This window comes from Nonomuraea sp. NPDC001636, assembly GCF_040298265.1.
GTDB lineage: Bacteria > Actinomycetota > Actinomycetes > Streptosporangiales > Streptosporangiaceae > Nonomuraea.
The window spans coordinates 150,800-162,883 of record NZ_JBEOZT010000027.1; the positions used below are offsets into that span (position 1 = coordinate 150,800).

At 69.5% G+C, this 12,084-nt stretch carries 12 protein-coding genes and 1 tRNA gene; 6 read left to right on the plus strand and 7 right to left on the minus strand.

What is annotated here, in order from left to right; translation table 11 throughout:
- The first annotated feature begins 63 nt into the window (after positions 1 to 63).
- The gene (locus ABT158_RS38960) at positions 64 to 582 is read left to right on the plus strand and encodes a universal stress protein (protein ID WP_352362352.1); all 519 of its coding nucleotides are present in this window, start codon (positions 64 to 66) and stop codon (positions 580 to 582) included.
- Between the two features lie 30 nt (positions 583 to 612).
- On the opposite strand, the gene pdxR is transcribed toward ABT158_RS38960, so the two are convergent.
- The gene (gene pdxR / locus ABT158_RS38965; RefSeq protein ID WP_352362354.1) at positions 613 to 1,998 is read right to left on the minus strand and encodes a MocR-like pyridoxine biosynthesis transcription factor PdxR; all 1,386 of its coding nucleotides are present in this window, start codon (positions 1,996 to 1,998) and stop codon (positions 613 to 615) included.
- Positions 1,999 to 2,065: 67 nt separating this feature from the next.
- Between pdxR and ABT158_RS38970 the strand changes: the two genes are divergently transcribed.
- Both ABT158_RS38970 and ABT158_RS38975 read left to right on the plus strand, forming a co-directional pair.
- Complete coding sequence (locus tag ABT158_RS38970; RefSeq protein ID WP_352328679.1) at positions 2,066 to 2,515, plus strand: carboxymuconolactone decarboxylase family protein; 450 nt, start codon at positions 2,066 to 2,068, stop codon at positions 2,513 to 2,515.
- Entirely contained in the window at positions 2,512 to 3,681 is a 1,170-nt protein-coding gene (locus tag ABT158_RS38975) for an MFS transporter (RefSeq protein WP_352362356.1), read from the plus strand. The genes ABT158_RS38970 and ABT158_RS38975 overlap by 4 nt, the downstream gene beginning before the upstream one ends.
- A gap of 24 nt (positions 3,682 to 3,705) precedes the next feature.
- Here ABT158_RS38975 and ABT158_RS38980 read toward each other — a convergent pair whose 3' ends face one another.
- From ABT158_RS38980 to ABT158_RS38990, 3 genes are read right to left on the minus strand one after another with little or no spacing between them, the layout of a single operon-like run.
- Positions 3,706 to 5,913 (minus strand): heavy metal translocating P-type ATPase, encoded by a 2,208-nt coding sequence (locus ABT158_RS38980; protein ID WP_352362358.1) that lies wholly within the window; start codon positions 5,911 to 5,913, stop codon positions 3,706 to 3,708.
- A gap of 28 nt (positions 5,914 to 5,941) precedes the next feature.
- A complete protein-coding gene (locus ABT158_RS38985; protein WP_352362360.1) occupies positions 5,942 to 6,943 on the minus strand; it encodes a DUF8832 domain-containing protein in 1,002 nt (333 codons plus the stop codon).
- Positions 6,940 to 7,152 (minus strand): heavy-metal-associated domain-containing protein, encoded by a 213-nt coding sequence (locus ABT158_RS38990; RefSeq protein ID WP_352323852.1) that lies wholly within the window; start codon positions 7,150 to 7,152, stop codon positions 6,940 to 6,942. The genes ABT158_RS38985 and ABT158_RS38990 overlap by 4 nt, the downstream gene beginning before the upstream one ends.
- A 519-nt stretch (positions 7,153 to 7,671) precedes the next feature.
- On the opposite strand from ABT158_RS38990, the gene ABT158_RS38995 reads away from it, so the two are divergent.
- The 3 genes from ABT158_RS38995 (at position 7,672) to ABT158_RS39005 (ending at position 8,626) form a co-directional block, all read left to right on the plus strand.
- Positions 7,672 to 7,791, plus strand: coding sequence for a DLW-39 family protein (locus tag ABT158_RS38995; RefSeq protein ID WP_020542320.1), 120 nt, complete (start codon positions 7,672 to 7,674; stop codon positions 7,789 to 7,791).
- 15 nt (positions 7,792 to 7,806) lie between these two features.
- The gene (locus tag ABT158_RS39000) at positions 7,807 to 8,535 is read left to right on the plus strand and encodes an HAD-IA family hydrolase (RefSeq protein ID WP_352362363.1); all 729 of its coding nucleotides are present in this window, start codon (positions 7,807 to 7,809) and stop codon (positions 8,533 to 8,535) included.
- Between the two features lie 15 nt (positions 8,536 to 8,550).
- A tRNA-Ala gene (locus tag ABT158_RS39005) sits at positions 8,551 to 8,626 on the plus strand.
- Positions 8,627 to 9,090: 464 nt separating this feature from the next.
- On the opposite strand, the gene ABT158_RS39010 is transcribed toward ABT158_RS39005, so the two are convergent.
- From ABT158_RS39010 to ABT158_RS39020, 3 genes are all read right to left on the minus strand, one after another.
- Complete coding sequence (locus ABT158_RS39010; protein WP_352362365.1) at positions 9,091 to 9,900, minus strand: endonuclease/exonuclease/phosphatase family protein; 810 nt, start codon at positions 9,898 to 9,900, stop codon at positions 9,091 to 9,093.
- A gap of 536 nt (positions 9,901 to 10,436) precedes the next feature.
- On the minus strand, positions 10,437 to 10,871 hold the full coding sequence (locus ABT158_RS39015) for a hypothetical protein (RefSeq protein ID WP_352362367.1): 435 nt from the start codon (positions 10,869 to 10,871) through the stop codon (positions 10,437 to 10,439).
- A gap of 301 nt (positions 10,872 to 11,172) precedes the next feature.
- Positions 11,173 to 11,907: a Type 1 glutamine amidotransferase-like domain-containing protein gene (locus ABT158_RS39020; RefSeq protein ID WP_352362369.1), complete on the minus strand. Its 735-nt coding sequence runs from the start codon at positions 11,905 to 11,907 to the stop codon at positions 11,173 to 11,175.
- Positions 11,908 to 12,084 lie beyond the last annotated feature (177 nt).

Genomic DNA, 12,084 nt, shown 5'->3' on the forward strand with positions numbered 1-12,084 from the left:
TGCCACCTCCCGGTAACTGGCCGGTTGGCGCACTATGGTCGTACTTCATTTCCAGGAGGCACCGTGGAACAGGATCTGCCTGGCGGTGTGAGGCTGATCGTGGGGGTGGACGAGTCCCCGGCCTCGCGTTGGGCACTCGCCTGGGCCATCGGCGCGGCCAGGCTGCACCGGATGGCTCTGGTGGCCGTTCACGTCAGTCGTGCGCCCGTCCATCCCTTTCCCGAGGCGCTGCCCGTGCAGCACGCGATCCGGCAGGGCGAGGAGTCCCGCTGCGCGGAGGTGATCGCGGGCGTGTTCGAGGACGTCGCCGGGGGCGTGCCCGACGACCTGCGCGTGGCGACGCTCAGCAAGGTCGGCGACCCCGGCTACCACCTCGTCGATCTGGCCCGCGAGGGCGACCTGCTGGTGCTCGGCCGGGGGCGGCGGCGGCTGCTGAGCCGGATCCTGCTGCCCTCCACCAGCATGTACTGCGCCCGGCACGCCAAGACGACCGTCGTCATCGTGCAGCAGCCCTCGCCGCCGGACGACCCGGAGCTGACGGGGGACCGGGCGCGGCGGTTCTGGAGCCGGCGCAACTACTGACCGGGCGTGGCGGTTCTGGAGCCGGCGCAACTACTGACCGGGCGTTGCCGTCCTGAGGTTGTCGGTGAGCAGGCGCAGGCCGGGGCCGATGTCGCGCGGCCCGATCGCGCCGTAGCCGAGCACCAGGCCCGGCTGCGCCGGGGTCTCGCCGCAGTAGGCGTCGAGCTGCTCGACGGCCAGGTCCGGCACAGGGCCCAGGGACACGCCGGGGGCCAGGCGGGCGCACACGTGCAGGCCCGCGGCGGACGGGATCAGGCGCAGCCGCTCGTCCCCGGCCAGTGCCGCGGTGACCAGCTCGTGCCGGGCGGCGTACTCGCGGGTCGCCTTCCTGATGTGCCTGGCCAGCAGGCCCTCGTCGATGAACCGGGCCAGGGCGGCCTGCGTGGGCATGTCGCCGTGCCAGTCGGACAGCTGCCGCGCGGCGCACAGAGCCGGGCCGAGTGAGGCGGGGGCGACGAGGAAGCCGAGCCTGAGCATGGGCAGCAGGGTCTTCGAGAACGAGCCCACATAGATCACCCGGCCCGACCGGTCGAGGCTCTGCAGGGGTTCGAGCGGGCGTTCGCCGAAGCGGAACTCGCTGTCGTAGTCGTCCTCGATCACCACGGCGGCGCGGCGTTCGGCCCAGGCGAGCAGGGCGGCGCGACGGGCCAGCGACATGGGCGTGCCCAGCGGGAACTGGTGCGAGGGCGTGACGTAGACCAGGCTCGCCGAGCGGGGGATGGCCGCCACGTCCAGGCCCTCGGCGTCCACGGGCACGCCGATCACGCGGGCGCCGAGCGAGCTGAACAGCCGGCGGGCGGGCGGGTAGCCGGGCTCCTCGACGGCGACGGTCGTGCCGGGCTCGATGAGGACGCGGCCGATAAGGTCGAGGGCCTGCTGGGCGCCGTTGGTGATCAGGACGTCGTCGGGCCCCGCGTGCACCGACCGACTGATCCCGATATGACGCGAAATAGCCTCACGTAGCGGCTTGTAGCCGGACGAAGGCTCGTACGTCGCCAGCCCCACCCGCAGCTCCCTGGCCACCAGCCTGCGCCAGGTCTCCATCGGGAACAGCCGCGCGTCCGGCACACCGACGCGGAAGTCGTACCGGGCGGGCGGCACCTCGACGGTCTCCCCGAGCTCCCGCCAGAACGCCCGCGGCCTGACCACCCCCTTGGGCGCGGCCCGGCCGCGCACCGGCTCGGCCGACACGAACGTGCCCGCCCCCGCCCGGCCCACCAGGAAGCCGTCGGCCACCAGCCGGTCGTAGGCCACCGCCACCGTGTTCCTGGAGATCTCCAGCCGGCCGGCCAGCTCCCTGGTGGGGGGCAGCCGCTCGCCGGAGCGCAGGCGTCCGTCGAGTATGGCGTCGAGCAGCTGCCGGTAGACCTGTGCGGCCAGGTCACCGCGCCCCTGAAGGCTGATGTGAACGTCCAACTTGGCCCAATCAACTTGGCGGAAATTGGAGCTTATGTCGGGACAAGAGTACGGCCAAGATGGGCATATGACCGAACGCATGGAACTCGGGAAGTTCGCCGGCGAAGCGTACAAGGCGATGGCCGGCCTGGACCGGTTCGTGGCCCAGAGCACCCTCCCCAAGCCCCTCCTCGAACTCGTACGGCTGCGCGCCAGCCAGATCAACGGCTGCGTCTACTGCGTGGACATGCACAGCTCCGACGCCAAGCAGGCAGGGGAGAGCGACGCCAGGCTGCACGCCGTGGCCGTCTGGCGCGAGGCCCCCTTCTTCACCCCGCAGGAACGCGCCGCCCTGGCCTTCACCGAGGCCGCCACCCGCCTGTCCACCGACGACGTCACCGACGAGGTCTGGGCGCAGGCCGCCGCGCACTTCGACGAGCAGCAGATGGCCGCGCTCACCGTGGCCGTGGCCACCATCAACGCCTGGAACAGGATGGGCGTCGCCACCCGGATGACCCCGGAGTCGTACAAGTCATGAAAACCCAGCGCGTGCTCGCCGCCGCGCAGCTCGCCAACTCCATCGGCGACGGCGCGTACCTCGTCACCTCGGCGCTCTACTTCGCCGACGTCGTGGGGCTGTCGGCCACCGAGATCGGCCTCGGCCTCACGCTGGGCTGGGCGGTCGGCTCGGTGGCGGGGGTGCCGCTCGGGCACCTGGCCGACCGGCGGGGGCCGCGCGGCGTGGCGGTGCTGCTCGCGCTCACGACCGCGGTCGCGGCCGGCTCGTTCGTGTTCGTCCGGTCGTTCGCGCTGTTCCTGCTGGTCGCCTGCCTCTACGGGACCGCGCAGACCGGCCTGTCGGCGGCCCGGCAGGCCCTGCTGGCCGGGCTGGTCGAGCCGGCCCGCCGCACGGTCGTGCGGGCGGTGCTGCAGTCCACGCTCAACGGCGGCATGGCCGTCGGGGCGGCGCTGGGCGGCGTCGCGCTGGCCGTCGGCACCCGGGCCGGATACGTCGCGGTGTTCACGCTCGACGCCCTGAGCTTCCTGGTGGCCGCGCTGGTCCTGCTCAGGCTGCCCGCCGTGCGGCCCGCGCCGGCCGCGCCGGGGCCGCGGCTGGCCGTGCTCAGGGACCGGCCGTACGCGCTGGTGACGGTGATCAACGCGGTGATGCTCTTCTACATGCCGCTGCTCAGCCTCGTGGTGCCGCTGTGGATCGCGCAGCGCACGTCCGGGCCCGCCTGGATGGTCGCGGTGCTGCTCGTGCTCAACACCGGCAGCGTGCTGCTCTTCCAGGTACGCGTGGCCCGCCGGGTGCGCGACCTGCGGGACGCGTCCACGGCCGTCCGCCGGGCGGGCGTCGTGCTGTTCGCCGCGTGCGCGGTGTTCGCCCTCAGCCCGTACGGCTGGGTCTTCCTCATCGCGGCGGGCTGTCTGCAGGTCGCGGGGGAGATGCTGCTGGCCGCGGGGGCCTGGGAGATCGGCTTCGGTCTGGCCCCCGACGACCGGCAGGGCCAGTACCAGGGCTTCTTCGGCACCGGCACGGCGGTGGCCAGGATGCTCGGCCCGGCCGTGCTCACCACGCTCGTGCTCGACGGCGGGACCGTGGGCTGGTTGCTGCTGGGGCTGGCGTTCATGACGGCCGGCGCCGCGATGGCACCGGCCGTCAGATGGGCTCAGCGATCACTCGAACCGGCGGTCACCTGAACCGGCGGTCATTTGAAGCGGCGGTCATTTGAAGCGGCGTAGCCGCAGGCTGTTGCTGACCACGAACACGCTGGAGAAGGCCATCGCGGCCCCCGCGATCATCGGGTTGAGCAGGCCGAGCGCGGCCAGCGGCAGGGCGGCCACGTTGTAGGCGAACGCCCAGAACAGGTTGCCCTTGATCGTGCCGAGCGTCCGGCGGGAGAGCCTGATCGCGTCGGCGGCCACCAGCAGGTCGCCCCTGACCAGGGTGAGGTCGGACGCCTCGATGGCCGCGTCCGTGCCGGTGCCCATGGCCAGGCCCAGGTCGGCCTGGGCGAGCGCGGCCGCGTCGTTGACGCCGTCGCCGACCATCGCCACGACCTTGCCCTCCGACTGCAGCCGCTTGACCACGTCCACCTTGTCGGCGGGCAGCACCTCGGCGATCACCTCGTCGATGCCGACCTCGTCCGCGACCTGCCGGGCGACTGCCTCGTTGTCGCCGGTCAGCAGCACCGGGGTGAGGCCCAGCGTGCGCAGCCTGGCGATGGCCTCCGCGCTGGTCTCCTTGACCACGTCCGACACCACCAGCAGCGCCCTGGCCTTGCCGTCCCAGCCGGCCGCGACCACCGTGCGGCCCTTGGCCTGCTCCTCCTCAAGGGTGGCCGCCAGGTCGGCGGGCAGGTGCTGCGACCACTCGGCCAGCAGCCTGGGCCGGCCGACCAGGACCGCGTGCCCGTCCACGATGCCCTGCACGCCGAGACCCTCGACGTTGGCGAAGTCCTCCACGGTCGCATCGGACTTCGCCTCCCTGGCGATGGCCTGGGCGATCGGGTGCTCGGAGGCGTGCTCGATGGCGCCGGCCAGCCGCAGCACCTCCTCGCGGCTCTCGCCCTCGGCCAGGTGCACGCCGACCAGCGTCATCCTGCCCTCGGTGACCGTGCCGGTCTTGTCCAGGACGATGGTGTCGATGCGGCGGGTGGACTCCAGCACCTCCGGCCCCTTGATCAGGATGCCGAGCTGCGCACCCCGTCCGGTGCCGACCAGCAGCGCCGTCGGGGTGGCCAGGCCGAGCGCGCACGGGCAGGCGATGATCAGCACGGCCACCGCCGCGGTGAACGCGGCCCCCGCGCCGTTGCCGGTGCCGAGCCAAAAGCCCAGCGTGCCCACCGCCAGCGCGATCACGATCGGGACGAAGATGCCCGACACGCGGTCGGCCAGCCGCTGCACCTCGGCCTTGCCCGTCTGGGCCTCCTCGACCAGCTTGGCCATCTGGGCGAGCTGCGTGTCGGCCCCGACCCGGGTGGCCCGCACCACCAGCCGGCCGCCCGCGTTCACGGTCGCGCCGGTGACAGTGTCGCCCGGCCGCACCTCGACGGGCACGGACTCGCCGGTCAGCATCGAGGCGTCGACCGCGGAGGTGCCCTCCTCGATCACGCCGTCGGTCGCGATCTTCTCACCCGGCCGCACGACGAACGTGTCGCCCGCCTTGAGCTGCTCGACCGGCACCCGCCGCCCGTCGGCCAGCTCGACGTCCTTGGCGCCCAGCTCCATCAGGGCCCGCAGCGCGGCCCCCGCCCGCCGCTTGGAACGCGACTCGAAGTAGCGTCCGGCCAGGATGAACGCGGTCACTCCCGCCGCGGCCTCCAGGTAGATGTTGCCCGAGCCGTCGGTGCGCTCGATGGTCAGCTCGAACGGGTGCGTCATGCCCGGCGTGCCCGCCGTGCCGAAGAACAGCGCCCACAACGACCAGCCGAGCGCGGCCAGCGTGCCGATGGAGATCAGCGTGTCCATGGTGGCGGCGCCGTGGCGCAGGTTCGTCCAGGCGGCCCTGTGGAAGGGCCAGCCCGCGTAGACCACGACCGGCGCGGCCAGCACCAGCGACAACCACTGCCAGTTCGTGAACTGCAGCGCCGGGACCATCGCCATCGCGATCACCGGCACGCTCAGCGTGACGGCGGCGATCAGCCGGTCGCGCAGCGGACGCAGCTCGTCGGCGGGCTCGGCCTGCTCCTCCTCCTGCTTCTTGGCGACGGGGAGCGCGGCGGTGTACCCGGCCTTCTCGACCTCGCTGATCAGCGTCTGGGGGTCGAGCCCGTCGGGAAAGGTGACCTTCGCCTTCTCCGTCGCGTAGTTGACCGTCGCGGTCACGCCCTCAAGCTTGTTCAGCTTGCGCTCGATGCGGTTGGCGCAGGACGCGCACGTCATTCCGCCGATCGCGAGCTCGACGGCCTTTTCCTCGGTGAGGGAAGACATCACCTCTCCTTTCTCGATATCCCGGTGTTCAGTGGCCGTGGGGGGCCGACGGTTCCGCGGCGGTCGCGTCGCCCTGCGTGGCGCGCACGGTGAAGTCCGCGGTACGAACCTCGTCCCCGTGCTTGAAGTCGAGGAACAGCCGGTAGTCGCCGATGCTCGGCACCTCGGCGTAGAAGGTGATCTGCGGACCGGCCTTCTCGCTCTGCTCGGGGTGCACGTGCAGGTAGGCCAGGTCACCGGCGCGGAGGGCGACCAGGTGGCCGTACGCGCCCAGGTAGGGCTGCAGGTCGGTGACCGGCTCGCCGTCTTTGCTGACCGAGAGGGTGAGCTTGCTCGCCCGCCCGGGGACCAGGTCTCCGTCGAGGCTCACAGTGTAGTCACCGACCTTCGAGGAGCGGCTCGCCTCGGGCAGCGGCTTCGGCCGGTAGTCGCCGGCGGCCTGCAGGTCGGCGCCGAGCGTCAGCTTCTCGCCGCCGGTAGGGGCGAAGTCGGCGAACGCCCGGTACGCGCCCGCCGCCGGGAGCGTCAGCCCGACCGACCAGATGCCGTCGGGGGTCATCTCCGGATGCAGGTGGAGGAAGGTCGTCAGGTCGCGGGAGACCACGATGAAGTGCAGCTTCTTGTCGTGTTCCACCTGGTAGGCGGTGACCGGGCGGCCGTCCGGGCCGGTCACCGCGAAGCGGAAGTCGGTGGCCTTGCCGGTCTCGATCGGGGTCAGCGGGTTGAGGGTGTATCCGTTCTGCGACACTTGCAGCCCCCCGGGGGTGTCACCGGACGCCTGCTCCGGCGTCCCGTGCTCCTGGCTCTTCTCGCTGTTCTGGCTTTCGTGGTCCTCTTGGCCTTCTTGGCCCTTCAGGGCGTCTTGGCCCTCGTGGCCCTCCTGGCTCTCCTGGCTCTTCGTCATGGCAGTGTGGCTCTGTGCCGACGGGTCCTCTGCCACCGGGCCGACCGCCCGGCCCACGCCCAGGGCCCCGCCGAAGACGACGGCGAGCCCCAGGGCGTAGGAGCCGAGTTTGGCGGCCGTGTTCATGACTGTCCGACCAGCTCGTATCCGGCTTCCTCGACCGCGGAGGCGATCTGGGACTCCTCGACCTGGCTCTCGCTGGTCACGGTGAGCCGGCCGCTGGCCAGGTCGACCTCGACGCCGGTGACGCCGGCCACGCCGCCGACCTCCTCCTTCACCGAGCTCACGCAGTGGCCGCAGGTCATGCCCTTGACGGTGTAGGTGGCGGTGCTCATTACGGTCTCCTTCAACGCGGTTCCGGTTCCTGCCGAATACTCTAACACGGTACCCCCCTAGGGTATTCCGGAGGGCATGAGATCCAGCTCACGATTTCGCGTACGGACGGCCTGCGCGCTCAGCGTCCCGCACCCATAACGGCCACCACCGCGGTGCCCGGGAAGACGGCCCGGAAACCGCCGGTGGACCGGCCTCCGCCAGACGTGACCCGGCCATGCCTCCGGCCATGCGGTGGGGGATGTAACATACCTATGGGGGTATGCCGCGCGCGCGGGACGTCCGGATATTTGGCATGATCGGGATGTTGTCCGAAGTGATTGGCAGGTTGCCCAGGACGGGATGGAGACAGGCCGGGGTCGAAGAGGTGATCCAGGCCGAGCTGAAGGCTCGTTCTACGCACAAGCCGCACATCAGGTTCGTGCGCAACACAAGGAGCGCAGCCATCCCTTGCTAGGCTGCATGTCAACCGTTGGGTCTCACCCCGGCAGGTGAGACCGTCGAAGAAGTGGGGTCACACCGTGAAGAAGCTGCTCGTTCTGGCGCTGATCGCCCTTGGGGGATTGCTGATCTGGCGTAAGGTGCAGGCCGACCGCGCCGAGCTCGATCTCTGGACCGAGGCGACCGGCAGCGAGAACTAACCGACCGGCGAGGCGATGAGTGACGTCGTCCCCATCGAGCTGGCGTGCCTGGACCTGGCAGGCACCACAGTCGGTGACATCGCCATGGTCGAGCGCGCCTTCGCCGAGGCGATCGCCACCCAGGGCATAGTGCCCGGGACCGGAGCGTACGCGCGTGCCATGGTTCACGTGCACCGGTCCCGGGGCTGTCCCAAGATCGATGTCTTCCGGGGCATCTTCCCCGGCAACGAGGCCCAGGCCCAGGCGGCGAACCTGACGTTCGAGCGCTCCTACGAGGGTGCGCTGGAACGTGCCGGACTGGAGCCCGTGCCCGGCGTCCTGGAGATGCTCGACAAACTCCGCGGCACCGGGATCAAGCTCGCCCTGATCACCGGCTTCAGCCGTACGACGCTCAGCCGCGTGCTCGGCGTCCTCGGCTGGCACGACAAGATCGACCTCGCCATCTCCCCGGAGGACGCGGGCGGCCGCGGCCGTCCCTGGCCGGACATGGTCCTGCACGCCGTGCTGCGACTCGGCGTGGCGGACGTACGGCACGTGGCGGTCGTCGGCGACTCGGAGAGCGACATGCTCTGCGGACGCCGGGCCGGAGCCTCCGTGGTGGCGGGGGTGATGACCGGCGTGCACAGCAGGGAACGGTTGCTCAAGGGCGGCGCCACGCACATCCTGGACTCCATCGCGGACTTCCCGGGCCTGGTGCTGAGCGACGACCTCGGGACGACGCGGGTGGCTTCCCCGGCCCGGTAAGCTATCTTCGTCGAAGGGGCCTTAGCTCAGTTGGCAGAGCGCCTGCTTTGCAAGCAGGATGTCAGGAGTTCGAATCTCCTAGGCTCCACCAGGGAAGACACCCCGCCACTGATCTTGTGACGGGGTGTTCGGGCCATTAACGGGCCATTAGCCGCTAGGGCGGCGATCTCTCATATCCACCTCCACTTGCGCGCTGAGAGCGTCGGCGATCCGTTGGTCGGCGTCCTTGGTCGCATGCTGGTAGATGAGTGCGGCGCCATCGCTGTCGTGGCCCATCCGGGCTTTGAGGTCGGCCAGGCTCGCCCTGACTGTGTGGCCAGCGTGTTGCCCGTGTGGCGAAGATCGTGGAAGTGCAGGCCCATGAGCCCCATCTCCTTGAGTGCGTCTGCCCACTTCGCGGCACGCCGGAAGTTGCCCCCGCGCAGGAACCCGCTGTTCTTCCCGAGGAACACGAAGGCGTCCTCATCGGGACCTACGTAGGACGCAAGAGGTTCGGTAAGGGTTGGGACGATCGCGGCGGGGATGCCGATAGTCCGGCGGCCGTGCTGGGCCGGCTCAACGCGGTGCAGGCGGCGTTGAGCCTGCTCTCACCCAGGCGTGCAGCGGGACGTGATCAGACCACGTGCTCCGGGCGTAATCGACGAAGCATTTCCGTACGCGGCCCTCGCCGGCGAACACGTAATCAATCTTCCGCTTGCGGGTCACGTAGGTCCAGCGCCGGCGCGGGTCGCATTCGTCGCGGCCCTTGTAGGCTGCGGCGGCGTCGCGCGGCACCAGGTTGAGGTCGCCGCCGATCACACCCCGGCCGAGCTTGAACAGCTCGCGCAACTGGATGTGCCGGTAGGGCCTGCCCTTCTGCCTGTCGTCGTAGCTCGATCCCGACGAGAAGTGCGCGGTGCAGAACGCCCGGTCGGCCGTGCAGACGGCGTACCTGCGGGCTCCCCACGGCGGCGAGGTCAGCGGGTGCACGACGAGGCCGGTGTCCGTTCCGGCCACGGCCAGGGTGACGCTCAGCACCCCACGCGGCCTGCCGTTTCTGTCGGGCAGGCACTGGTACGGAGAACCGTCCGAATACATCAGCCCCGCCGACCGGACGCTCCAATTCCGGCCGGTACGGCGTTCGAGCTCGTGTTCCAGGTCGGCGTCGGCGCCCGTGCAGAACTCCTGAAGGAAGACCACGTCCGCCTCGGTCGCCAGCACTGCCACGTGCCAGGCCAGCTCGGCGTTCGAGCGGCGAAAGAGCGCGCACCCGGCGTTGGTGCCCGCACAGACGTTCCACGTCATCACGTGGAGGAGAGGGGGCTGTGCCTGTACGGACAGGTTCGGTAACAACAGTCCGGCGATCACGAGCTGGCTGATCATCATCACCGAGATCCCTCCACACATGATCCGAGCCGTCAAGAGACCGCTCAACGGGCACATCTGGCAACCAGGAGCCTATTGGTCTTCATGGGGTCAGACCCGGGCGTACGAGCTGCCGAGAGCCTCTTCTCATGCCAACCCGTCCCGCTTCTCTCCTGCTGATCAGCCCGATCAGGTTGGAAACGCGTCAGTGAAGTGCTGGGCCTGCGACTCTCTGGTCAACAGCCACTGCCGGGTCTGAGGCCGCGACGATCGCCGACTTCGGTACTCATGGTCCGTACTGGGCGATTACTGCCGCGCCGCTTCCGGTGCTCGGGCCTGGCGGCCCTGCGCTCCGGGTCGGCGTGCCACCGGATACGGGGGTTGCTGCGGTCTGCTGCACACCAGGGAAGTACAGCAACGCCGCCTCACGCAGCTTGATCGTTCCGTACGGCGTCACACGGTTGAGCAGCGGCGCAGGTTCTCAACCACGGCCCTCCGCTTGACGCGTAATGAAGGGGGCCGAGATTCGGACAGGTAGGCCGTGATGGCTTCCCGCTTTACTTCGCATGTACGGTCACCGCTGCTCGCGGCGCGTGAAAGATCAAGCGCAGTATGAAGGTGTCCAGGGTGAACATGTCGGTGCCGTCCCAGTCGAACTGCCCGACCTGCCCCGGCGGGGCATCAGGGGAGGTGGCCACACAGTCGTGGCCCTCCTGATCCTCGATCCATTCGACGAGGCGGACGTCTTCGAACCGGAAGACCACGACAGGTGTCTTCGACAGTTCGGGTGGAGTCCACTTTGGGACGTAGATGAACTCCAGTTCCAACGTCGGCGGCCTGCCGGGCTTGTAAGTCAGGCGCCTGAAGTTGGTGTCGTGAAGGTAGACGTGGGCACCCTCCTCGGTCCAGAACTCGTACAGCCCTCCCCCTCCCACGGAAGTGATGTCACGATTCTTGTCCTTGGTCACACCGGCGAATTCGGTCACTGACATGAGGACATAGTTCTACGGACCGGGACGATCTCGCAGGGGGCCGGCGAAGTGGTGACAGCAGCGCTGACAGCAACGTCCCCGCACACGGACTCACTTCGTCCACCGTCAAACCCCCTCTGACCCGGGTCTCCGCTACCAGACCAGGGCGAATGCTCCGTCTGAAAGCAGACGGTCCGTGGCGCGCGCCGCCTCGCGGCCCTCCGCCGCTCGGCGGCCGGGCATGCGGCCTGGGGCCGGTCCCGGCCGCCGGCGGCCCGGGCCGCGCACTCGTGCATGGCGCGGCAAGCGCCGGCGCAACTTTTCAAGGAACCCAGCAGCGAGCCGGAAGCGCCTTCTCTCTGTACCCGCCATCGCCGTCTGCCTCGACGAACCATGCGTTCCGGTCGGGAAGGACACTCACGACCTCGTGCAGCTTGGTGCCCACGTAGCGGAGGGCGACCCCGTCTTCCGTGGCGTATCCCGCCGGCAGCGTCCCGTTGCCCACAGCTACGCGGAACCGAGCCCGCCGGGGCTGATCGACCAAGTCGTCATGGACGCCATTGCTGAACGGCAGGAATCCCAAGCCGTCATTGAGAGCATCGAGGCCGTCGCCGAAGGAGTCGGTCACACCGCCCATGTGCCAGCACAGGCTACCCGCGCTCTGACCGGCCAGCACGACGCCCTTCTCCCAGCACTCCCGAAGGATTTCATCAAGGCGGTGCGCCCGCCACACCGCCAGCAGATTCACCACGCTCCCCCCGGACACGAAGATCACATCCTGGGCGAGGAGATGCGCCCGCACGTCACTCACATTCGGCTGCGTGAACAACTGGAGATGGGACAAGTCCGCGTCACCGAACGACGCAGCCCTCGCGCACCAGCCGTCGATAAATTCCCGCGAGTCACCCACCGCCGTCGCGATGAGGCACATCCGCGGCTTACGCACACCAGCTAACTGCCTCGCCTGCCATATCTGAACGCCGACGTGCCGAAACCCCTCAGGCGGATACAGCACCCCGGAACAGGCCAGGATCTGCGATTCTCTGATCACGAACACGCATCTTCCGCCTGGGACGGGTTGCACGCAATGAGCCCTTCGTAGCCCTCACCCGTTTCATGCCTCCGGCGGGGGCTCAGCTGGGACTGTAAGAACAACGGTGTAACTCCTGATCATGGAGGACACCCCTGATGAGTACTGTGATCCAGGCATCGACGGAGATCGACCTGGAGGACG

Bases quoted from the DNA above. Each gene is read 5' to 3' on its own strand.
- ABT158_RS38985 (WP_352362360.1), bottom strand. From the start codon at position 6,943: ATGAACACGGCCGCCAAACTCGGCTCCTACGCCCTGGGGCTCGCCGTC.
- ABT158_RS39010 (WP_352362365.1), bottom strand. From the start codon at position 9,900: ATGATGATCAGCCAGCTCGTGATCGCCGGACTGTTGTTACCGAACCTG.
- ABT158_RS38980 (WP_352362358.1), bottom strand. From the start codon at position 5,913: ATGTCTTCCCTCACCGAGGAAAAGGCCGTCGAGCTCGCGATCGGCGGA.
- ABT158_RS39015 (WP_352362367.1), bottom strand. From the start codon at position 10,871: ATGTCAGTGACCGAATTCGCCGGTGTGACCAAGGACAAGAATCGTGAC.
- ABT158_RS38975 (WP_352362356.1), top strand. From the start codon at position 2,512: ATGAAAACCCAGCGCGTGCTCGCCGCCGCGCAGCTCGCCAACTCCATC.
- ABT158_RS38990 (WP_352323852.1), bottom strand. From the start codon at position 7,152: ATGAGCACCGCCACCTACACCGTCAAGGGCATGACCTGCGGCCACTGC.
- ABT158_RS38970 (WP_352328679.1), top strand. From the start codon at position 2,066: ATGACCGAACGCATGGAACTCGGGAAGTTCGCCGGCGAAGCGTACAAG.
- ABT158_RS39000 (WP_352362363.1), top strand. From the start codon at position 7,807: ATGAGTGACGTCGTCCCCATCGAGCTGGCGTGCCTGGACCTGGCAGGC.